18 protein-coding genes and 1 pseudogene are annotated in these 21,994 nt (G+C 71.4%); 8 read left to right on the forward strand and 11 right to left on the reverse strand.

What is annotated here, in order from left to right; all coding sequences use genetic code 11:
- Nucleotides 1-127: 127 nt before the first annotated feature.
- Nucleotides 128-892: a crotonase/enoyl-CoA hydratase family protein gene (locus ABZX90_RS12175; RefSeq protein WP_351119916.1), complete on the reverse strand. Its 765-nt coding sequence runs from the start codon at nt 890-892 to the stop codon at nt 128-130.
- A gap of 118 nt (nt 893-1,010) precedes the next feature.
- Nucleotides 1,011-1,994: a lysylphosphatidylglycerol synthase transmembrane domain-containing protein gene (locus ABZX90_RS12180; RefSeq protein WP_355203986.1), complete on the reverse strand. Its 984-nt coding sequence runs from the start codon at nt 1,992-1,994 to the stop codon at nt 1,011-1,013.
- A gap of 240 nt (nt 1,995-2,234) precedes the next feature.
- Between ABZX90_RS12180 and ABZX90_RS12185 the strand changes: the two genes are divergently transcribed.
- Complete coding sequence (locus ABZX90_RS12185; protein WP_351120309.1) at nt 2,235-4,136, forward strand: ABC transporter ATP-binding protein; 1,902 nt, start codon at nt 2,235-2,237, stop codon at nt 4,134-4,136.
- Nucleotides 4,137-4,234: 98 nt separating this feature from the next.
- On the opposite strand, the gene ABZX90_RS12190 is transcribed toward ABZX90_RS12185, so the two are convergent.
- Nucleotides 4,235-7,459 carry an alpha-L-rhamnosidase gene (locus ABZX90_RS12190; protein ID WP_355203988.1) on the reverse strand — a complete coding sequence of 1,075 codons (3,225 nt, stop codon included), beginning with the start codon at nt 7,457-7,459 and terminating at the stop codon, nt 4,235-4,237.
- Between the two features lie 938 nt (nt 7,460-8,397).
- On the opposite strand from ABZX90_RS12190, the pseudogene ABZX90_RS12195 reads away from it, so the two are divergent.
- A pseudogene (locus ABZX90_RS12195) lies at nt 8,398-8,805 on the forward strand (carbohydrate binding domain-containing protein); the annotation flags it as partial.
- A 52-nt stretch (nt 8,806-8,857) separates the two neighbouring features.
- On the opposite strand, the gene ABZX90_RS12200 reads toward ABZX90_RS12195, so the two are convergent.
- From ABZX90_RS12200 to ABZX90_RS12225, 6 genes are all read right to left on the reverse strand, one after another.
- Nucleotides 8,858-9,199, reverse strand: a complete 342-nt coding sequence (locus tag ABZX90_RS12200) for a hypothetical protein (RefSeq protein ID WP_355203991.1) — start codon at nt 9,197-9,199, stop codon at nt 8,858-8,860.
- A gap of 47 nt (nt 9,200-9,246) precedes the next feature.
- On the reverse strand, nt 9,247-9,996 hold the full coding sequence (locus ABZX90_RS12205; RefSeq protein WP_355203994.1) for an alpha/beta fold hydrolase: 750 nt from the start codon (nt 9,994-9,996) through the stop codon (nt 9,247-9,249).
- 34 nt (nt 9,997-10,030) lie between these two features.
- The gene (locus tag ABZX90_RS12210) at nt 10,031-11,848 is read right to left on the reverse strand and encodes a non-ribosomal peptide synthetase (protein WP_351119926.1); all 1,818 of its coding nucleotides are present in this window, start codon (nt 11,846-11,848) and stop codon (nt 10,031-10,033) included.
- A 169-nt stretch (nt 11,849-12,017) separates the two neighbouring features.
- Nucleotides 12,018-13,034 (reverse strand): TauD/TfdA family dioxygenase, encoded by a 1,017-nt coding sequence (locus ABZX90_RS12215; protein WP_351119928.1) that lies wholly within the window; start codon nt 13,032-13,034, stop codon nt 12,018-12,020.
- Between the two features lie 83 nt (nt 13,035-13,117).
- A complete protein-coding gene (locus ABZX90_RS12220; RefSeq protein ID WP_351119930.1) occupies nt 13,118-14,122 on the reverse strand; it encodes a beta-ketoacyl-ACP synthase III in 1,005 nt (334 codons plus the stop codon).
- Nucleotides 14,123-14,222: 100 nt separating this feature from the next.
- Entirely contained in the window at nt 14,223-15,230 is a 1,008-nt protein-coding gene (locus ABZX90_RS12225) for a LuxR C-terminal-related transcriptional regulator (RefSeq protein WP_351119932.1), read from the reverse strand.
- Between the two features lie 249 nt (nt 15,231-15,479).
- On the opposite strand from ABZX90_RS12225, the gene ABZX90_RS12230 reads away from it, so the two are divergent.
- The 3 genes from ABZX90_RS12230 to ABZX90_RS12240 are packed head-to-tail and all read left to right on the forward strand — an operon-like array spanning nt 15,480 to nt 17,664.
- The gene (locus ABZX90_RS12230) at nt 15,480-15,923 is read left to right on the forward strand and encodes a helix-turn-helix domain-containing protein (RefSeq protein WP_351119934.1); all 444 of its coding nucleotides are present in this window, start codon (nt 15,480-15,482) and stop codon (nt 15,921-15,923) included.
- Nucleotides 15,920-16,477, forward strand: a complete 558-nt coding sequence (locus ABZX90_RS12235) for a regulator component (RefSeq protein ID WP_351119936.1) — start codon at nt 15,920-15,922, stop codon at nt 16,475-16,477. Before ABZX90_RS12230 ends, ABZX90_RS12235 begins: the two co-directional genes overlap by 4 nt.
- Nucleotides 16,474-17,664, forward strand: a complete 1,191-nt coding sequence (locus tag ABZX90_RS12240; protein WP_355203999.1) for an MAB_1171c family putative transporter — start codon at nt 16,474-16,476, stop codon at nt 17,662-17,664. Before ABZX90_RS12235 ends, ABZX90_RS12240 begins: the two co-directional genes overlap by 4 nt.
- Before the next feature lie 17 nt (nt 17,665-17,681).
- On the opposite strand, the gene ABZX90_RS12245 is transcribed toward ABZX90_RS12240, so the two are convergent.
- A complete protein-coding gene (locus ABZX90_RS12245; RefSeq protein ID WP_351119940.1) occupies nt 17,682-18,623 on the reverse strand; it encodes a TauD/TfdA family dioxygenase in 942 nt (313 codons plus the stop codon).
- 182 nt (nt 18,624-18,805) lie between these two features.
- Here ABZX90_RS12245 and ABZX90_RS12250 point away from each other — a divergent pair, with 182 nt between their 5' ends.
- From ABZX90_RS12250 to ABZX90_RS12260, 3 genes are read left to right on the forward strand one after another with little or no spacing between them, the layout of a single operon-like run.
- A complete protein-coding gene (locus ABZX90_RS12250) occupies nt 18,806-19,024 on the forward strand; it encodes an MbtH family NRPS accessory protein (protein WP_355204003.1) in 219 nt (72 codons plus the stop codon).
- On the forward strand, nt 19,021-20,136 hold the full coding sequence (locus ABZX90_RS12255; protein ID WP_355204006.1) for a hypothetical protein: 1,116 nt from the start codon (nt 19,021-19,023) through the stop codon (nt 20,134-20,136). The genes ABZX90_RS12250 and ABZX90_RS12255 overlap by 4 nt, the downstream gene beginning before the upstream one ends.
- A gap of 2 nt (nt 20,137-20,138) precedes the next feature.
- A complete protein-coding gene (locus tag ABZX90_RS12260; protein ID WP_355204009.1) occupies nt 20,139-20,744 on the forward strand; it encodes a hypothetical protein in 606 nt (201 codons plus the stop codon).
- A gap of 64 nt (nt 20,745-20,808) precedes the next feature.
- Here ABZX90_RS12260 and ABZX90_RS12265 read toward each other — a convergent pair whose 3' ends face one another.
- A complete protein-coding gene (locus ABZX90_RS12265) occupies nt 20,809-21,960 on the reverse strand; it encodes a sensor histidine kinase (RefSeq protein WP_351119949.1) in 1,152 nt (383 codons plus the stop codon).
- Nucleotides 21,961-21,994: the final 34 nt, after the last annotated feature.

Genomic DNA, 21,994 nt, shown 5'->3' on the forward strand with positions numbered 1-21,994 from the left:
GCTCGTCGTCGTCCGGGGAGACCGCTCATCCTGCCGCATCCAGCCGCCCTTCCGTCACCAGGCCTGCGGGGGACCGGCCTTGACCACCGCCCCGGCCAACGGGCCTGCCGGGCGGGGATCGCCGGTGTCACAGCCCGCCGAACGAACCGTGCCGCCCCGCACCGGAGGCGAAGCGGGCCGCGCCCTCCGTGCTCTCGTCCAGCACGCCCATGCCGTAACGGAGTTCGGTGCGCATGGCCTCCTTCTCGACCAGGCCGTCCTGGTCGAGGACCGAGGCACGGTCGCTGCGCACACAGGCCTGCGGGAAGTCGGCGATCTCTGCGGCGAGCCGCTCGGCCTCGGCGCGGGCCCGGCCGACCGGGACGAGCCGGTTGGCGAGCCCCATTTCGTACGCCTCCGCGGCGGCGACCGCGCGACCGGTGAGGATCATGTCCATCGCACGGCTCGTGCCGATCAGCCGGGGGAGCCGTACCGTGCCCCCGTCGATGAGCGGGACGCCCCAGCGGCGGCAGAACACCCCGAAGACGGCGTCCTCCTCGGCGACGCGCAGATCGCACCAGAGCGCCAGCTCCAGACCGCCGGCCACGGCATGTCCCGCGACCGCCGCGATCACCGGCTTGGTCAGGCGCAGCCGGGTGGGACCCATCGGCCCGTCGCCGTCCTCCGTGACCTGGTTGCCGCGCTCGGTGCCGATGGCCTTGAGATCCGCGCCCGCGCAGAAGGTGCCGCCCTCGCCCCAGAGCACCGCGACGCGCGCCGTCTCGTCCGCCTCGAACTTCCGGAAGGCGTCCGCGAGTTCCGCGGCGGTCGGCCCGTCCACCGCGTTACGGGCCGCGGGCCGGGAGAGGATGACGGTGGTGACGTGACCCTGACGTTCGATCCTGACCGGCATCGCGCTGTCCCCTTCTCCGTCCGGCGCGCCTCATCGCACACCGTGGTTACTCCTCGGTATCACAGCGCGCGACGGAACGCACGACCCGAAGCGGGCTTCCGAAGGGGACGGTCCCGGCTCAGATCACCTTCCAGCGGACCAGCGCGCCCAGCGTCAGCGCCCCCGGGAGGAGCGGCAGCCACACCGTGATGATCCGGTACGCCAGCACCACCGCGGTCGCCACGGCCACCGGGCCGCCGGCGGCGACCAGCGCCACGATCAGCGCGGCCTCCACCGAACCGAGTCCGCCGGGCGTCGGCACCATCGCGACCGCGATCGTCGCCGCCAGGTAGGCGATCATCATGTGGGTGGGCGACACCGGGAGGCCCAGCGCCCGCCCCACCGCGGCCAGTCCGGCCGCCTGGAGCAGCGGGAAGGCGAGCGAGCCGCCCCACAGGGCGATGGCCCGGGACGGACGGGTGTGCACCGAGCGGGCCTCGCCGAACGCGGTGCGCAGGAACGAGAAGACGGCCGTGCGCAACCGTCGTACGAGCGCGAGCACCGCCACGGCGGCGCACAGGGCCACGCCGACGCCGATCAGCAGCGGGCCGACCGCCCCGCCCGGCAGCAGACCGCCGAGCCGCAGCGCTCCCGGGAACGCGATCAGCAGACCGAGGAGCAGGCTCAGCCGGGCGATCGACTCGGCGAGCAGATACAGCGCGAGCGCGGCCGACGAGCGGGCGAGCGGCACCCCGCACACCGTCATGAACCGCAGATTGACCGCCCCGGCGCCGAGACCCGTCGGCAGCAGGTGGTTCGCCGCACCCGCGGCGAACTGCGTGGCGAGCAGCCGGCGGGCCGGCAGCCGTTCCATGACCGCGCCCTGGCGGGTCACGGCCGCGGCGACCCAGGTCAGACAGGTCGCGGCGGCCGCGGCCACGAGCCACGGCCACTCGGCCGACTCCAGATGACCGAAGCCCTCGATGAGCACGGAGCGGTGGCGCACGGCCACCACCAGGACGAGGGCGAGCGGGAGCAGGCACAGGACCGGCCGGACGGCAGGTCGCAGGGCGAGGCGCCGGGGAAGCCTGGGCAGTCCCCGGGAAAGTCGTACGGCTGTCACATCGGGAGAGGTTTTCCACACCGCACCAACGTGAGGTTGCGGGCGCGGAGACGGCGGCTGACACGCCGGGCAAGGTGCGGGAGGGGCGGCCGGGGGGTGCCCGGTGGCGACCCAGGTGTTCACCTCGATGTCGACCGCTGTGCCGACCCCGGTGCTGACGAGATGCCGCCCGCGCGCGTGCTCCCGCCCGGAGCTGTTGACCTCAACAAAGCTTGAGGTCCTACTGTCTCTCTTATGAGCATGGAGACCACAGCCTGGACACAGCTGCACAGCGTCATGAACGCCCAACAGGAGCGCCGCCCCTTCGACCCCGCGACGCTGCGCCGCATCGCCGCCTTCGCCCGCCCGCACCGCCGCCGTATCGCGCAGTTCGTCGTCCTCAGCGTGGTGACCGCGCTGCTGGCCGTCGCGACGCCGGTGCTCGCGGGGCACATCGTGGACGCCATCGTGGCCCACGGGGACGAAAGCACCGTCATCCGTCTTGCCGTGCTCATCGCCGTCATCGCGCTCGCCGAGGCGGCACTCGGGATACTGGGTCGCTGGCTTTCGTCCACGCTCGGCGAGGGACTCATCCTCGATCTGCGGACGGCTGTCTTCGATCATGTGCAGCGCATGCCGGTCGCGTTCTTCACACGTACACGTACGGGCGCGCTCGTCAGTCGACTCAACAACGACGTCATCGGCGCCCAGCGCGCCTTCAGCAACACGCTGTCCGGAGTTGTCAGCAATGTCGTGACGCTGCTGCTCACCCTGGTCGTGATGCTCACCCTGTCCTGGCAGATCACCCTGCTCGCGCTGGTCCTGCTGCCGGTGTTCGTGCTCCCCGCCCGGCGGATGGGCAGCCGGATGGCCAAGCTCCAGCGGGAGGCCGCGGACCTCAACGCCGCCATGGGCACCCGTATGACCGAGCGCTTCTCCGCGCCCGGCGCCACCCTCGTCAAGCTCTTCGGGCGGCCCGGGCAGGAGTCCGTCGAGTTCGCGGCGCGCGCCCGGCGGGTGCGGGACATCGGGGTGCGTACGGCGATGGCGCAGTCCGCGTTCATCACCGCGCTGACGCTGGTGTCGGCCCTGGCGCTGGCCCTCGTCTACGGCCTCGGCGGCTGGTTCGCCCTGCGGGGCACCCTGGAGCCGGGCGCCGTCGTCTCGCTGGCGCTGCTGCTCACCCGCCTGTACGCGCCGCTCACCTCGCTCGCGGGGGCGCGCGTCGAGGTCATGAGCGCCCTGGTCAGCTTCGAGCGCGTCTTCGAGGTGCTCGACCTGAAGCCGCTCATCGAGGAGAAGCCGGACGCCCGCGCGGTCCCGGACGGGCCCGCCGCCGTCGAGTTCGACGACGTCCGCTTCGCCTACCCCTCCGCCGACAAGGTCTCCCTCGCCTCCCTCGAGGAGGTCGCCGCCCTCGACACCCGGGGCGGCGCCGAGGTCCTGCACGGCATCTCCTTCCGCGCCGAACCCGGCCAGACCGTGGCGCTCGTCGGCTCCTCCGGGGCCGGCAAGTCGACCATCGCGCAACTGCTGCCGCGCCTGTACGACACCGACGCGGGCGCCGTCCGGATCGGCGGGGTCGACGTCCGCGAGCTCAGCGCCGAGTCGATGCGCGCCACCCTCGGCATGGTCACGCAGGACGGGCACCTCTTCCACGAATCGGTCCGCGAGAACCTGCTCCTCGCCCGGCCGGCCGCGACCGAGGACGAGCTGTGGGACGTGCTGCGCCGCGCGCGGCTCGACGATCTCGTACGGTCCCTGCCCGACGGCCTCGACACCGTGGTCGGCGAACGCGGCTACCGGCTCTCCGGCGGCGAGCGCCAGCGCATGACCATCGCCCGGCTGCTGCTCGCCCGTCAGCGTGTCGTCATCCTCGACGAGGCCACCGCCCACCTCGACAACACCTCGGAGGCGGCCGTCCAGGAGGCGCTCGCCGAGGCGCTGGCGGGCCGCACCGCCGTCGTGATCGCGCACCGGCTGTCGACCGTGCGGGCCGCCGACATGATCCTCGTCGTCGAGGCGGGCCGGATCGTGGAGCGGGGCACCCACGAGGAACTGCTGGCGGTACAGGGGCGCTACGCCGAGCTGTACCGGACGCAGTTCAGGACGGCACGGGAGGGCGCGTCGGAGATCCCGGTCGCCGTGGACGCCACGCCGTAGGCACCGGGCGGGGACGCCCCCGCGACCGCCGGGCGGCAGCGGGGCGGACGCCCGCCGCACCCCGGCGGGCGTCCACGGTGACCTGGACGCGTGCTCGGCTACGCGGAGAACCGGTGACTGCCGGAGCCGACCCGGTAGACCGCGCAGCCGTCCTGCGTCCGCAGGAAGGTCGCGCGGGTGTGCGAGACCGCGTCCGGGCCGGCCGCGGGGATCCACACCTCGGCCGTGGTGTTGGCGGGCACGGCGCAGGTGAGGTCGAAGCCGTCGGAGCGCTGGTGCCATCGCGTGGAGACCGGGCCGTACACGGAGGTGAACGTGGCGCGGGCGGAGGTGACCTCGCCGCCCGGCCGGGGGCGGACGACGATCTCCCGGTAGCCGGGCCGGCCCGCCGAGATACCGGCGATGTTCGTGTACATCCACTCGCCGACCGAGCCGTAGGCGTAGTGGTTGAAGGAGTTCATCTCCGGGGTCTGGAAGCCGCCGTCGGGCTTGATGGAGTCCCAGCGCTCCCACATCGTGGTGGAGCCCTTGTCGATCTGGTAGCCCCAGCTCGGGAAGGAGCGCTGCTGGAGCAGCCGGTAGGCGACATCGGTGTGCCCGGTGTCCGTGAGGACGGGCAGCAGCCGGGGCGTGCCGAGGAAACCCGTCGACAGATGCCAGTCCTTCGCGCGGATCAGGTCGACGAGACGGCCGGCCGCCGCCGTGCGCAGCGCGTCCGGCAGCAGGTTCATCGACAGGGCGAGGACGTACGCCGTCTGTGTGTCGCCCCTCACCTTCCCGTCGGCGCCGACATAGGCGTTCCGGAACGCCTCGCGGACGCGCTCGAAGAGGCCGGAGTAAGGCGCGGGGTCCTTGCCGAGCTCCGTGGCCATCCGGGCCGCGAGATCGGCACTGTGCGCGAAGTACGCGGTGGCGATGACGTCCTTGGGCGTCTCGTCGGAGATGTTCAGCCAGTCCCCGTACCCGTTCGCCGGCCGCAGCAGGCCGTCGCTGTGGCGCTCCAGGTAGCCCAGCCAGGCCTGGACGGACGACCACGCGTCGGCCAGGACCTGCCGGTCCCCGTAGGCCTGGTACAGCGACCAGGGGACCGTGACACCCGCGTCGCCCCAGCCCGCGACGCCGTTGCCGACCGTCCCGACCATCGGCGCCACGTCCGTGAACGCGCCCTCCGCGGTCTGGCCGTCGCGCAGGTCCACGAGCCACTTGGCGAGGAACCGGGCCGACTCCATCGTGTAAGCCGCCGTGGGGGCGAAGACGTTGATGTCGCCGGTCCAGCCCAGCCGCTCGTCACGCGCCGGTGTGTCCGTCGGGACGGAGAGGAAGTTGCCGCGCTGGCCCCAGGTGATGTTGCGGTGAAGCTGGTTGAGCAGGGGGACATCGGTCTCGAACTCAAGGGTGAAGGGGGCCGACGTATGCATGACGCGGCCGGTCACCGCCCGCGCGGAGGGGGTGCCGGGGAACCCTGTGACCTCGACGTAGCGGAATCCGTGGAACGTGAAGCGCGGCTCGTACGTCTCCTCGCCGCCGCCCTTGAGGGTGTACGTGTCGGTCGCCGCGGCCGAGCGCAGATTCGCGGTGTAGAGCGTGCCGTCCGGGTTGAGGACCTCGGCATGGCGCATCCGCACGGTCGTCCCGGCGTCGCCCGAGACACGCAGCCGCACCGAGCCGACCATGTTCTGGCCCAGGTCGAAGACGAAGACGCCCGGCGCGGGCTCGGTCACCTTCTCGGCCGGCCGTTCACCGGCCACGCGCACCGGGCCGTCCGCCTGCGCGACGATCCGAGGGGGCGCGGCATCCCCCGCGGCGCGCACCGCGAGCCAGGTCCCGTCGTCGAAACCGGGTGAGGTCCAGCCGGGGGTCTCCATGCGCGCGTCGTACGTCTCGCCGCCCAGCAGGTCCGCGGCGACGATCGGTCCGGCGGCGGCCCGCCAGTCCGTGCCCGAGGTGACGCGTTCACTCGTCCCGTCGGCGTACTCGACCTCCAACTGTGCCAGCAGGGCGGGGCGTTCACCGTACTGGTGGGGCCCGAACATGCCGACGTTGCCCGCGTACCAGCCCGGCGCCACACAGGCGCCGATGGCGTTGGCGCCGGGCCGCAGGAGGGAGGTGACGTCGTACGTCTGGTACTGGACACGCTCGCGGTAGTCGGTCCAGCCGGGGGCGAGCTGGTCGCGGCCCACCCGGCGTCCGTTGAGGTGCGCCTCGTACAGGCCGAGAGCCGTGGCGTACAGGCGCGCGCGGGCCACTTTCTTGCGGGGCAGCGTGAACTCGTGCCGGAGCTGGTTCGCGGCGAACGACGCCGGAACGACCCTTCCCCAAGGGCCCGCCCCCCACGCGGCGGCGACCTTCGCCGCAGACCAGCCACTGTCGTCGAAGCCGTCCCCGCGCCAGTCGCCCGGAGGCTCCGCGTCCGTTGCCTTCCAGGAGCCGTCGGTGACGATCCGCTGTTCGCCGGTCGCCGCCGTGCGCAGGGTCAGCACGGCGACCAGACCGGCGGGGCCCACCGTCGCGTTGGTCGCCGCGACCGCCAGAACGTTCCGTCCGGGGCGCAGCCGCCCGAGGACGTCGGCCACGGCCGGATGGCGCCAGCCCTCGTTGTCGGTCGCCAGGTCGGTGCGGGCCACCTCGGCGCCGTTCACCGATAGCGAGAAAACGTTGTCAGCGCTGACGGCGATCTTCGCCGCCGTGACGTCGGCGGGGAGATCGACGACCCGCCGGAACCACCGCGTGGCCGCCGGGGCGCTGCTCGCCGGGTTCCCCTCGGGGAACCAGATCCAGGCGCTGCCTTCGAGGGAGGGCGCGTCCGTGAGGGCCGGAGGGGCGGAGACCCAGTCCGCCGACCACCGCGCGGTGTCCATGAGGCCGGTCTCCCACCAGGACGGCGCACTCCAGCCGGAGACCGCGCCATCGGTGTCCCAGACCCGTACGGACCAGAAGTAGCGTGTCCGCGGGGCGAGTTGAGGGCCGGCGTACGGGACGAGGACGGACTGGTCGGAGGTCACCTTTCCGCTGTCCCAGACATCCGGGTCGGACAGGCCCGACGCGCTGGAGGCGACGCGGATCTGGTAGGCGCCCTGGAGTGTTCCCGGCTTGTCCGAGGCCATCGGCCAGCTCAGCCGGGGGTGTTGCGCGTCGAGGCCCAAGGGGTGCTGCACGTACTCGACGGTCGGAGTGGTGACGCGCGGAGCTCCGCGCCGGGCACGCGCCCCCGCCGTCGCGGAAGCCGGTGCGGACGCGGGCGCGGCCATGGCCGGTCCCGCTCCGGTGGCCGTCGCGGCAACGGCACCCGCCGCGCCCGCCAGGATGTTCCTCCTGCTGATCAATTGCGGCCCCTCACCTAGGAGTTGTGAATCGATTCACGTCGGTGAAGGTAGGGGTGTGGGAGGTAGGGGTCAATGTGCGTGCAGGAAATTCCGTGGTTCCGTGCCGTTGATCCGTGTCACCATGCGGGATCTGGCTGATTCGCGTCACCCGTCGATTGAACGGTTTCAATCCCAGGGTCTCCCCGGCACCGCCATCAGGAAGTGGACCTGCTCCTCCGGCACGACCGGAACACTCGGCGGCGAGGGTCATGCGCTACGGCCGTCGCGTCACCAACGCCGCGCACATGAAGGTCGAGGACATGAAGGTCGAGGACTTCGGACCGGCCCGCGTCAACGCGTCAGCGCCCGATCGACGTACGGCTGTCTCTGACCTCACGGGCGTCCCGCGTGCTTCCCCGGGCGCGGCGTCGACTGAACCTCCGGAGCGGGCGTTGCGTATCAATTCCACAGTGACAGCTCAGGTTTCTACCACGGGACGGAAGGAGAGCACCGTGCCCACACCGCCCGAGTCCGACCCACCGGACGACCGCCCCGCGCTGGAGCCCATCCGCGTGCTGCGCCCGCGCCGCACCGACGCGCTGGCCCAACTGCTCGACGAGATACGCCAGGACAAGGACTACCGCAGCCACGAGAGCGTGGCCGCACCCGTCCCGCACACCCGGACCGACGGCGAGACGGAGGAACTCCCGCCTGTCCCCGGCGGCAAGGCGGAGGAACTCCCCGCACCCGACGGCGACGTCCGCCCGCCGCGTCCCGCAGGTCGCCCGCGCCTCGGGCCCGGACAGCGCCGGGCGGCCATGGTGATCGCGGTGGTCGCGGCGGCCGTCGTCGGCTTCGGTTGCTCCCTCCTGATCCCCGGCCGTACCGCCGCCACCCCGGCCGCACCCTCGGCGAGCGCGTCGGCCGCCCCGACGCCGGCCGGTCCGGGCGCGGTCGGGGCCGCCGACGTCCTGACCAACCCCGGCTTCGAGTCGGGCAGCATCTCGCCGTGGAGCTGCACCGGCAACCCGGGCTCGATCGTCTCCTCCCCCGTCCACACGGGCTCCAAGGCCCTTCAGGGGAGGGTGAGTTCGAGTGACATCGCGCAGTGCAACCAGACCGTCGCGGTACGGCCGAACACCACCTACTCACTCAGCGGGTGGGTCCGCGGTTCCTACGTCTACCTGGGCGTGAACGGCGGTGCCTCCACCTGGACCAATTCCCACTCCGGATACAGCCAACTGGCCGTCTCCTTCACCACAGGTGCCTCCCAGACCAGCGCGACGATCTACGTGCACGGCTGGTACGCACAGGGCAGGTACTACGCCGACGACATCGCCCTGGACGCGCCCGGTGGCGGCGGTGGCGCCTAGCCAGAGCTCGTCGTCAAGTGACGACGACTCCTGGGGTGCGCGAGGGTCAGCCGAGTCGCCGTCCCAGATTCGCCGACTGGCGGTTGTGTCCCTTCGTGTCCCACCACTCGTCCAGATGGGCCCGGACGAGACGCACGAGCTGCCGCAGCCGGTCGGCAGGGGGCGCGGGAGAAGTGAGTACATCCGCCCAGGACTTGTCGTCCCAGGGCAGGGTGACCACCCAGCGCTCGTCCGGGTGGCCCGGGCGGCCCACGGTGAGCGAGTACGTCAACGACGCGCTGCGGTTCGGATGGTGCTCGACCGCCATCTCGGTGACGTCGAAACGGAGTCCGTCAGCGGTGACGTATGACCGACTCAGGGCTTGTTCGGCCGGTGTCCGTTCCTCCACAGCGGATCAATCACCCCTTCGCGCCTTGATCCCGTACCGCTCTTCGCTCAGTCCTGGTGCAGGGAGGTGATCCGGGACGGCAGGCCGCGCCAGATGTCCGGGGTGTAGAAGTGGCCGCCCGGGAGCTCGTCGTGCCGGAAGTCGCCGGTCGACAGCTTGCGCCAGTGGTCGGCCACATGCCGGTCGATGATGTCGTCGTCGGCGCCGGAGAGGATCTGCAGGGGCGTGCTCACCTTCGCACCCTCGCGGTGGTAGAAGGTGTCGCGGACCCGGATGTCGGCGCGCATGAGCTCCAGGGCCATCTCCGCCAGGTCCGGATCCCCGAGTACATGCTCCGGCAGGAGGCCGAATGTGCGCATCCAGTCCATGAGCTGCTCGTCGGTGTCCTGTTGCGCGGGAAACATGTCCCGGACCGTCAGTCCGAAGCTGGGCGCGTTCGCCGCGGAGACCACGAGGGCCTCGGGGGCACGCCCGCCGCGCTCCTCGATGCGGGAGGCGACGTCGAAGGCCATCCAGCCCCCCATGCTGTGTCCGAACAGCACGTAGGGTCCTTCCACGGCGGTGACGACGGCGAGGGCGTCCTCGGCCAGGGCGTCCCAGTCCGCGGCGAAGTCCTCCACGAACCGTCCCTCCCGGCCGGGATAGCAGACGGCGGCGAGCTCCACGCCGGCCGGCATCGCGTCCGCCCAGCGCAGGTACACACCCGCGCCCCCGCCACAGAACCCGAGGCAGACCAGTGTCCGCCGGACGTCCGGCACCTGCCAGGGTCGGACCAGTGCCGTTTCGAGCAGCTGCATCTCTGTCCTCTTCTGCGATCTCGTTGGAAATGGGTCAGGTACGGGCGGCGGTGGCGGGCCGGTTCGTGTCCTCGACGTGCCGGGCGAGGTCCCGCAGCCGGGGGTAGCGGTAGACCTCCCTGATCGAGATGACCAGGCCGAGGTGCTTCTTGAGGCGTGCGACGCAGCGCAGCGCCATGAGCGAGTGGCCGCCGAGGGCGAAGAAGTCGTCGTCCGCGCCCACCCCTTCCCGGCCCAGCACCTCGGACCAGACGTCCGCGATGAGCTTCTCGAACTCGCCCTGCGGTGCGCTTCCCGCCGCCGCGGAGGCGCTCGCCTCCCGGGCTCCGGGCAGGGCGGCCGTGTCGAGCTTGCCGTTCGGGGTCAGTGGCAGCTCGTCCAGGAGCAGATAGAGGGAGGGCACCATGAAGGCGGGCAGGGCCTCGGCCGCGTGCTCGCGCAACCGCTCGGTGAGCGCGGTGGCGGTGGGCCCGTCGACCCGCTCCGCCGGTACGCAGTAGGCCACCAGCTGATCCCCGGCGGCGCCGCCGTCCCGTACCAGTACGGCGGTCGTGGCGACGTCCGGATGCGCGGACAACACCTGCTCGATCTCCCCCAGTTCGACCCGGAAGCCACGAATCTTGACCTGACGGTCGACGCGTCCGAGGAACTCCAGATCGCCTCCGGCCGTCAGCCTCGCCCGGTCGCCGGTGCGGTACATCCGGGCGCCAGGACCGCCGAGGCCGTCGGGCACGAAGCGGTCCGCGGTGAGCGCGGGCCGGTTCACATAGCCGTGGGCCAGCCGCGGCCCGCTGATGTACACCTCGCCGGCGGTGCCGGGCGCCACCGGCCGCAGCTGTCCGTCCAGGAGGTGCACCTGGCCGCCTCCGCCGAGCGGGCGGCCGATGTGCGGCTGCTCGCCCGTGATCCAGGCGGCGGTGGCGTCGACGGTGCACTCGGTCGGCCCGTAGAGATTCAGCGCTTCGAGCTCTCCCCGGACACCGGCCGCGGCGAGTTCGCGCCATACGTGCCCGGGAACGGGCTCCCCGCCCATGAAGAGCCGCAGCACGCGGCCGTCCGCACGCGGGGGCAGCAACCGGGCGCGGAGCATCTCCCAGTGCGACGGGGTCAGATCGAGATCGGTGACGCCGTACCGGTCGAGCAGGTCGGCGAGCCGCTCGGGCTCCTTGCGGTGGTCGTCGTCCAGCACCACCACCGTGTCGCCCCGGCACACGCGCACCCACTGCTGGACCGACGCGTCGAAGGAGGCACTGGCGTTCCAGGCGACGACCCGTGGCCCGGCGTCGTACATGCCGGCCGCTTCGAGCGCCGAGACGAGCGAGGCCACACCGCCCCGCGTCGCCTCCACGCCCTTCGGGGTGCCGGTCGAGCCCGAGGTGTAGATGACGTAGGCGGGGGCGAGGGCGGGCACCTCCGGGTCCATGCGGGCGGAGGACGGGTGTTCCGTCCGTACGTCCACGGGGACCACCTCCACGCCGGCGGGCAGGAACGGCGGGCCGGCCGGGGAGTCGCCCGCCGCCAGCAGCTGCCGGATGCCCGCGTCCTCGGCCATGAACGCCAGCCGGTCCCGCGGGTAGGCGGGATCGAGCGGCACATAGGCGGCGCCCGTACGCCACACCGCGAGCAGCGCCACGACGAGTCCTCTGCCGCGCGGCAGGCTCACACCGACCCGGTCGCCCCGGCCGACGCCCCGGGAGCGGAGAGCCTCGGCCAGCCACCCGGTGGCCCGTTCGAGTTCGGCGAAGCTCAGCTCGCCGTCCGCCGCCCGTACGGCGGTCCGGTCCGGATCGGCGCGGACCGCTTGGTGGAAGCGGCTCAGCAGGTCGGCCGGCTGCCGGAGGGGATCGGCCATGGAACGGGCTCCTTCGAGAACGGGGAGAAACGACGGGTCGGACGAGAACACGGCTGAGGCCTGAAATGAGAGAAGGGCGCTAGAGGTCTGTCGTTTGGATCAGGTGGCGTCGAGGCGCAGTGCGTTGTCGGCTGCCCCGCGTACGGCCGCGTGAGCCAAACGGCAGGCCCTAGGGGGCGGGGCGGATGCCGGGGCTGCAGTCGGTGATCTCCACGGGGTTCCCCATGGCCACCACGATCCGGCGGTCGCCCCGGAAGGGGTCACGGCCATGGGCGGTCAGGACGTTGTCGACCAGGAGCAGATCGCCGACCTGCCAGGGTGCGCGGACCGTGGCCCGGTCGTAGGCGTCCTGAATCAGGTCCAGCTCAGCCTTCGTGAGCGGTTCGCCGTCACCGAAGGAGGTGTTGAACGGCAGCCCGTCCCACCCGAACTCGTCGGTGAGCGCCTCCCGGAGCTCCTCGTCCAGGGACCACTCGTTCCAGAACGCGAGATGGTTGAACCACACGTCCTCGCCCGTAGCGGGATGCCGGACGATCCCGGGCCGCAACTGGCTGGTGCGCAGGTTGCCGTCCTCCTGCCATTGGTGGGAGATGAGGTTCTCTGCGCAGTACCGCTCGACCTCGCTCCTGTCCTCGGTGGCGAACGCGGTCGTCCAGTGCGTGGAGATGTTGTCGGAGTAACTGCGCCGCAGCAGCCAGCCGGTGGTGCGCATCCGCTCGACCATGGAGTCGGGGAGGAGGCGCAGGACCTCACGGCAGTCGGCGACCGGGGTGGCGCCGCCCTCGGACGGCGCGACCAGGCAGGCGAACATCAGCAGACCGGGGAAGGTCAGGGTGTAGCTGTTCTCGTTGTGCATCCGGATCGGCTGGGAGGGCGGCAGATCCGTGGAGGAGTACACGCCGTTGCCGAAGTCACTGCGTGGCGTGGCCTTCTCGCGGTACGGGGTGCGCTGCGGGAGGAGGACGTCCCGTACGGCGGCGAAGTCGTCGACGCCCGCGAGGGGCAGGCCCCGCAGGAGCACGGCGCCGTGTTCATGCAGGGCCGCCTCCAGTTCGGCGCGGACCGAGATCAGCCATCGCTCCGCCTCGGCCATGGCCGTCAGCCCGCCGATCGTCGCGAGGGCGGGCCGACCGGGGGTGAACTCCCAGGCCGGCGAGGCGGTTCGGGCCGTGCTTGCGCTGCTCACCGTGTGCTCCTTGTCTCATGTCCGTGCTGAAGTCCGTATGCGGGTACGTGGGGTAGCCACCCGTACGTGTCGTTCCGTGGCTGTCAGGGCAGCCGGACGACCTGCGCCGCCCAGGTGAGCCCGGCGCCGAAGCCGACGAGCAGGGCCGTGGCACCGCTGCCGACCGCGCCCAGCTCGCGCAGCCGGGAGACGGCCAGCGGGATGGACGCGGAAGAGGTGTTGCCGGAGTGCACCACGTCGCGGGCGACGGCGACCTCGGGCGGGAGGGCGAGGCGCTGGGCGAGGGTGTCGATGATCCGCAGGTTGGCCTGGTGCGGGACGAAGGCGTCGAGGCGATCCAGTGTCGTCCCGGCCGCCGCCGCGGCCTTCCCGGCTGTGTCGGGGATGTCCTCGATCGCCCAGCGGAAGACCTCGGGTCCGGCCATCCGCATCGCGGGCCAGGCGGCACGGGGGGTGTCGCGGTACTCCGCCCACGAGGCGTCGTGCGCGATCAGATCGCCGCGTCCGCCGTCGGAACCCCAGACGACGGGGCCGATCCCGTCCTCCTCGGGGCGGCCGGGCCCGATCACGACGGCTCCCGCTCCGTCCGCGAAGAGGAACGCCGCGCCCGGGTCGTGGGGGTCCACGATGTCGGTCATCTTCTCGGAGCCGATCAGCAGGACATGGCCGGCCGTTCCGTCCCTGACCATGGACGCGGCGAGGGCGAGGCCGTAACAGAAGCCCGAGCACGCGGCGTTCAGGTCGAAGGCCGCGGCCCGGCTGCCGATGCGGTGGGCCACCTCGGGAGCCGAGGCGGGGCTCTGCCGCAGATCCGACATCGAGGCGACCAGGACCGTGTCGATCTCGGCGGCGGTGACACCGGCGTCGGCCAGCGCCTTCCTGGACGCCTCGACGGCCATGCCGGCCACGGTCTCGTCGTGTTCGGCGTAGCGGCGCTCGAGGATTCCGGTGCGGCGCCGGATCCAGTCGGCCGTACGCCCGGTCCTGACCGCCGCTTCGTCGTTGCCGACCACGCGCTGTGGCCGGTAGACACCGATGCCCAGGAGCTTGGCTCCGCGCGCTTCGGTTCGCTGAGTGTGGGGAAGCATGCCGCACCTCGTGTGGTCGACAGTGGTGGGGCGGCCGGCGGTCGTGGATGACCGGCCGCCGACGCCGTCGAGAAGCGTCGGACGGTTCCCTATACCGGCTCTATACGGCGGGCCGCTGGGGGTCGAGCCAGCCGCGGAGTGCTGCCAGGGCCCCGGTCTGGAACCTGCTCTTGGCGCCCAGCCGGTGCGCCAGGCCGGCCGTGATGCGCCGGGTCGTGCGGACGGAGATGCCCAGCCGGCGGGAGATCTGGTCGTCGGCGTTCCCCTGCGCCAACAGGTCCAGTACGGCCTGTTCCTGCAGGGTGAGTCCGTCGTCGTCGCCCGGCCACGGTTCGTAGTCCAGGGGCCGTGCGGTGCTCCAGACCTGCTCGAAGAGCTCGCACAGCGCGCTGACGACGCCCTTGCTCCGGGTGACGAGAGCCCCCCGGTGGGTGGCGTCCGGATCGTCCGGGACGATCGCCACCTCCCGGTCGTAGATCACCATGCGGGGCGGCAGCACCGTGGCGAAGCGGATGTGCGCACCCGAGTCGCCGAGCCAGCGCGCGTACTCCATCGTGGCCCGGTCGTTGCCGATGCTCTCCAGGTAGACGCTGCGCATGTGCACCCCTCGGGCCAGGGTTGATTCGTCCAGCGGCCGGCTCGCCTCCATGTTGGCCCGCGACTGCGCGCCACCGGGCACGAAGGCGATGATCTCGGAGGAGCAGCCCGCCGCCAGCGCCTCGATGCGCAGGCGTATGGCGTCGATTCCGCCGAGCCGTTCCGTGTCGGTGCCCTGCCGGGAGCGGCTGAATTCGGCGTACTGGGCGGCCAGTCGTTCGAGTTCGAGCCGGCCCGCCTCGATCTCCTCCTGCCGGCGGCGCAGATCGGCCTCCTGGGTGGACAGCAGGAGCTTGAGACCGACCTCGGGTTCGACCGCGCGGTACTCGCCCGGGTCCTGCCAGGACGGCCGGATCAGCGAGAGACGGTTCAGTTGGGTCATCGCGTTCCGCACCTGGCCGGCCGGCCGGTCGAGTCTCCACGCGATGGCGTCGGCGGCCGCCGACGGATCCTTGAGCATCTCCTCGTACACGGCCTGTGCGATGTCGTCCAGCCCAAGTAAGTCGAACACTGCGCCCTCCCCAGAAGCACATGGCGACCGCATGTCCCACCGCACGATCACCCCCGCAGGGACGACATCAGTCCTGGTCTCGACTGAGGAATGTCATCCCGATACCGCACCTGCTACATGAGTTGTGGACTCTACCCAAGGAATCGACCGGCGGCGGAGTGAGAAGATCAACGCGGGGCAAAGACTTGATCTTCCCGCCGGGAGCGATCACCCGACGTAGAATCCGACCACCAGTTTGGAGGTGTCCACGTGGACGAACCTGGCGCGACGGTCGGACTGCGTCTCGCCGACAAGCTCAACCACCTGTTCCACACTGTGACTCCAGGAGGCCGGCGCCCGTACAGCACGGAGGAGGTCGCCCGGAGCATCACCCTCAGCGGGGTGCCCATCTCGGCGAGCTACATCTGGCTGCTGCGCAAGGGGCACCGGGACAACCCGACGCTGCGTCACGTCGAGGCACTCGCCCAGTTCTTCGGTGTTCCGCCGACCTACTTCTTCGACAACGGCGCCGATGACAAGGTGGCGGGGGACCTGCGGCTCATGGCCGCGCTCAAGGACGCCGGGGTGCAGGCCATCGCCCTGCGCGCCTCCGGCCTGTCCGCGAAGAGCCTGGACTCCATCACCGAAGTGATCCAGCGGGTACGGGAGTTGGAAGGGCTGTCGGAATGCCCGGACGAGCCGTGCGAGGGATGACGACGCGCAGGCGGCGGGCACGCTGCGCGGCTCTTGTCCGCGGACTCGGCCTGCCGTCCTCCTACGGCATCCCCGATGTGTGCCGACGGGTCACGCAGCGGACGGGACGGGCCATCCATCTGGAGGCGATGCCCTTCCCCGCCGACGGCCACTGCGGGGTGTGGGTCCGTACGTCCCAGGCCGACTACATCTTCTACGAGCAGCTGACCAGCCCGGTCCACCAGCAGCACATCATCGGACACGAGCTGGGGCACCTGCTGTGCCATGACGAGGAACGGCCGCGGGAGCCGACCGTGAGCGAGGACATGGCGCGGCTGCTGCTGCCCGGTCTCGACCCGCGGACGATCACCGACATGCGGCGGCGGACCGCCTATACGCAGGACGAGGAGCAGGAGGCCGAGCTGATCGGCACGCTGCTCCTCCAGGGCGCCAACCACCGGCCCCTGGACCCGGTCTGGGCGCCCATGGCCGAGAGCGCCGTGCTCGTCGACAGGCTGGAACGCACGCTGCTGCCCCAGCACCCGGACATCCCTGGGCCGGCCGGTCCCACGTGACGACTCTGCTGCACCCGTTGTGTGCCCTGGTCGCGGTGGCGGCTCTGCTCTACAAGATCGGTCCGCTGCGGCGTGCCCCGCGCGACCCCGCGCTGTGGGCCCTGTGCGCCGTGCACGGCTTCTCGGCGCTCAGCTTCACCCTGTCCACCCCAGTGGTCTGGATCGCTGTCGACAGGCTCACGGGGATTGCCAACAGCGCGGCACTGCTGGCCCAGAGTTGTGTGATGGGCCTGATCGTGGCGCAGTGCGCCCTGTTCGACCGGATGCTCCTCCCGCCCGGACGGGCCCGGCGGAACATGCTTCGCCATCTCCTCGTCCTCTGCGGGGTGGTGGCCGCGCTGGCCGTGCTCTTCGTCCGGCTGAGCTCCTCGGGCGAACATCCCCGGGACTTCACCGTCCACTACGCGGGTGACGCCGACTACCGGCGCTATCTGCTGCTGTACAGCGCCGTGTTCATGGTCGGTGAGGTGCTGGTATCGGTCCTGTGCCTGCGTTGCGCGCGGCGGGTGAACCGGTTGTGGCTGCGTCGCGGACTGCGTGTCACGGCGGTGGGATCCGCGCTCTCGCTCGGGTACGGGGCGGTCCGCTTCGCCAACGGGGTGTGCGGGTGCGTCGCGCAGAACCCCTCCTGGGTGGAGCGTGCCGCGTGGCTCTGCGGCGGCATCGGGGGACTGCTCGCCCAGACGGGGTGGACGCTGCCGGGCTGGGGGCCGCTGCTGACCCAGGCCCGCCGTGCGGCGCGCGGCTACATGCAGTACCAGCGGCTCCATCCGCTGTGGCTGGCGCTGGTACGGAGCAGGCCGGACATCGCCCTGGAGGAGGGGCGGTTCTCCCGGCTCTGGTCCCTGCTGACCATACGGAAGATAGAGTTCCGGTTGTACCGCAGGGCCATCGAGATCCGGGACGGACAACTGGCCCTGCGGGAGAGTCTCGACGCGGAGGTCGCCGAGCGGGCCGCCCGGCTCGGCAAAGCCACCGGTCTCGTCGGCGAGGAACTGGCGGCCAGCGTCACGGCCACCCAGCTCAAGGCCGCCCTGCACGCCCAGCGGCTGGGTCTGCGGCCGGCGGTGCCCGACACGCTGCGGGCCGCAGACGGGCCGTCGGCGGCTGATCTGAGCGCGGAGATCACTTGGCTGGTCCGGGTCGCGCGTGCCTACCGGGCGTGCCCCCTGCTCACCTCCGGATGAGACCGGGGGTGGCGCGGTCAGTTGGACATGGCCACCAGCACACGGCGCGCTCCGGAGTACGCCCGGCGGCCGTGGCCGACCAGGACGTTGTCGATGAGCAGCAGGTCGCCCTGGCGCCAGTCGACGTCGACGGCCGCCGCGAGCCCACGGTCACGGATCTGGTGGACGTGAGCGGCCGGGATCGGGCTGCCGTCGATGTAACTGACGGATTGCGGCAGTTCGTCGGCCGGCAGGACCTTGGCCAGCTCGGCGGCGGTCTCGTCGCCCAGTCCCGCGGGGTGCCACTGGTCGGCCTGGTTGAACCAGACCTCCTCGCCGGTGAGCGGATGCCGCAGGGTCGAAGCCCGGTCCTGGGTCACCCGGAGCGCGTCACCGCGCAGCCACTGCCAGCTCGCCCGCGTACCGGCGAGGAACTCCTCGACCTCGTCCTTGCTGCCGGTCTCGAAGGTGTCCTGCCAGCTCTTGCCGAGTCCGCGGCCGCCGTGCAGGTTCTGGGTGTACCGGACACCGCCCGCGAAGGCCTCGCGGACGTCGTCGTCGAGGGAGTCCAGCCACAGCCGGCCGTCGACCACGGGAGTGGCGCCACCGGTCGCCGGGGCGACGGCGCAGTAGAAGAGCAGCCGGGCCGGCCACTGGTGGGCATAGGACATTTCGTTGTGCATGGAGATCACATACTCGGCCGGGTACTCGGTCGAGGTGTATATGTTCTTGCCGACCTTCGTGCGCGGGGAGTTGCCGTGCACGTACGCGAGCCGGTTGGGCAGCAGTCGGTCCATGACGGCGTCGAGCGCGCCCTCGGGCACCTGGAAGCCCCGGAAAACCAGTGCCTTCTCCTTGGCGAGAAGCTGCTCCAGATCGGTGAGCGAATCCAGATGGGCGACGAGGCCGTCGGCGTCCGCGGTGACCCCCGCGTCGGCCGGTCCGATCTCCAGCGGTTTCCATCCCTGACGGTGCTGCATTGAGACCGTGACCTCCCGGTGTGGCGGATCGTGCGCTCCTGTCCCGGTCATCCTGCGGAGGGCAGCTATATTCCGGCCATACTCGCCGGTTCCCGGCATCAGCCCCTTGGTATAGAGGCGGTATAGGACAGCGGCTGAGCATTCCCCGGAATCCCTTTCCGGAAAATGCCGAGGAGCATGTCATGGCCGAAGAATTCTCCGACGACGCCCTCTACCGCGTCGTCCTCAACGACGAGGAGCAGTACTCCATCTGGTGGCTGGATCGTGAACTGCCGGACGGCTGGAGTGCCGAGGGCACCGAGGGCACGCGCGAGCAGTGCCTGTCCCGCATCGAGGAGGTGTGGACGGACATGCGGCCGTTGAGTCTGCGCCTGAGCATGGAGCAGTCCGCCCTCGCATGAGCACTTCCACGACATCGGGCCGCCCCGACCGCGCCGAACTGGTCGGGTGCTGGCTGCTGTCGGTCGCCCTGCTCGCGACCAGTTTCGGCGTGGTCTGGGACGTGCAGTGGCACGACGACGTCGGCCCGGACACCTTCTTCACCGCCCCCCACATGCTCATCTACGCCGCACCCACCCTGGCCGGCCTGACCGGCGTGGTGATGGTGCTGATGCGCACCGGCGTCTGGCGCGCCGACCCGGACAGCGTGGCCGCCACCGGCCGCTCGGTCACCGTGCTGCGCGTCTTCCGGGCCCCGATCGGATTCTTCGTCGCCGGCGTCGGCGCGGCGGTCGAGCTGATCTACGGAATGATCGATCTGTGGTGGCACACCGTGTACGGATTCGATGTCACCCTCAATTCACCGCCCCATGTGGGCCTTTCTCTCGGCGGACTGACCATCTGCGTCGGCACGGTGCTGGCGTTCACCGCGCTCGGGGACCGGGCGGTCAGCCGCTGGGGGGTCGCCCTGTCCGTGGCCACCTCCCTTACCTCGATGATGTTCGCGCTCTTCTGGGCGCAGCCCTTCGAGGTGTCGATGACCGCGGTCGCGCTGTTCGCCCTGTTGATGGTGGCCGGCGTGACGCGTGCCACCGGCTGGGTCACGTTCACCGGACTGGTCTTCGGGGCGCTCCATGCGATCGACTGGTTCTTCGCCCCCTGGATCACCCGGGTCTACGCCGAGAGCCTGGGCATGTCGCTGCGGGACAACATCTCGGGCGAGCCCACCCTGGCGTCGCTCTACCCCATGGTGCTGCCGCTGATCGCGGTCCTGGTGGAAGTGGCCCTGGTGATCCTGCGGCGCCGTGGACTGACCCCGAGGACCGCCGTTCCCGCGGTCAGCGCGGTCGCCGCCCTGGCGATGGTGCTGCTCTACACCCCACAGCTGGGCAACGGCTTCTCGCCGCTCGCGATCGTGCTGGCGACGGTCCTGGGCACGGCCGCCGGCCCGCTGGGTTGGTCCGCGGCGATCGCCCTGCGCAGGCTGGGTCCGGGTGCGGGCGTCTCGTCCCCGGCTTCGGCGGCGCCGGCTCCGGCGCCCGAATCAGGGCTGCGGCCCGCGATGGAGGTGTGAGCATGCGAGGACACACCGCGCGGCCGGGCGGCCGTGCGCGGAACCTGCGGCGCTCGCTCGCGGCGGTCCTTCTCGCGGTCCTGGCGGGAGCCCTCGCGGCTCCGGTCGCTTCGGCCGCCGACGCCGGTGCGCCTGCGGTGGTGCACTCCGAGCTGCTGCGGGCGGGCCCGTACGACATCGAGGTGTCCTTCACCGACTGGCCGCTGTACGCCGGCCGTTCCCTGGACATGACGTTCCAGGCCGAGCGGGGCATCAAGGGACGCACCGCGCGGCTGCACCTCATCGGGCCGTCGGGCGAGGACTACGGCAAGCGGGGCGCAGGCCTCGGGCGGGCGCTGCCCCGGTACACCCGCTCCCACGACCGCTGGGGGCTGGACGGCACGTTGCTGCCGGACGAGGGCACCTGGCGGTTCGAGCTGGCGGTCGAGGGGCCCGAGGGCGCGGGGCGGGGCAGCCTGAGCGTCCCGGTGGGACCGCGGCCGGGACCGCCCATCGAGGCCAGCTGGGCCGTGGGACTGCTGCCGGCCATCGCCGCGGTCCCGATCTGCCTCGCCCTGTGGTGGCGTGGTCGTGGCAGGCGTACGGCCGCGGTCTGGACGTGGGACTGAGCCGGCCGACGGGCCGAGAGCCGGCCCGGGTGGATCGAAGATCCCCCGGGCCGGCTCTTCGCCGTCACGAGCCGCAGGGCAGCGTCACCGTCAGTACGGTCGGCCCGTCGGCCGGGCTGCTGAGGCCGAACGTACCGTCGGCGGACGCGACCCGCTTGGCGAGGCCGCTGAGCCCGGTCCCGCCGGCGGAATCCGCGCCGCCGACCCCGTCGTCCGAGACCAGGACCAGCAAGGTGTCGCCGACCCGGCCGACCGTGACGTCGACGCGGGACGCCTCGGCGTGCTTGATCACATTGGTGAGGGCCTCGGAGACGACGAAATAGGCGACCGCCTCGACGGTCGGCGAGGGCCGTTCGGCCAGCTCGACGTTGAGCCGCACGGGCAGCGGAACGCGCTCGGCGATGCCGGACAGCGCCGCGTCGAGCCCCCGGTCCTCCAGCACGGCCGGATGCAGACCGCGTACCAGATCGCCCAGTTCGGAAATGGCTTCCTTCGCCTCGCGGTGCGCGTCCTCGATCACCTTGCGGGCGTCCTCCGGGAGTTCGCCGAGCGTGGCCTTGGCCAGGCCGAGGTGCACGGCCATGGCGACCAGCCGCTGCTGAGCGCCGTCGTGCAGGTCCCGCTCGATGCGGCGGCGCTCGGCGTCGGCGGCCTCCACCATGCCCGCCCGACTCTCGGTGAGGTTCTCCACCCGCCGCTCCAGGAGCTCGGCCCGGGTGGGGCCGAGCAGCCCGGTGGCGGCGAAGACGTCCAGCCGGGCCAGGCCGTGGCACACCCAGGTGGCGAGGGCGAGTACGGCAAGGCCGGCGGCCATGACATAGGCAGCCGTGACCGAGTAGCCGTGATGCGCCAGACGCCACTCCAGCGGGAGCTGCCACACCCAGATGTACACCGTGGCGGCCACGAACCCCAGGACCCACAGGGCCAGACCGATCAATGCTCCCAGCGCCACCGCAGGCCCGGCCAGAAGGTGGTATTTCGCCTGGCGCCGGCTCGTTCTCGGGTCGTCGGCCGAGGCGCGCGCGATCTCCACGCCGAGCATGGCCTGAAAGCGATATTGCTGCACCAGCGTCATGGCCGGTCTCATGACGGGAACCAGCGCGCAGAAAAGGGCGACGAGTTGAAGCGGAACACCGACGGTCAGGAAAGTGAGTGTCTGCCATATCTTCCATAAGGGGTGACGCAGCCACTGGATCAGTCGGTGGAGGGATTGCATGAACAAAAGCATAGCCTCAGCTGGAAGTTCGGCC

Source organism: Streptomyces sp. NPDC002935, from assembly GCF_040611295.1.
GTDB lineage: Bacteria > Actinomycetota > Actinomycetes > Streptomycetales > Streptomycetaceae > Streptomyces.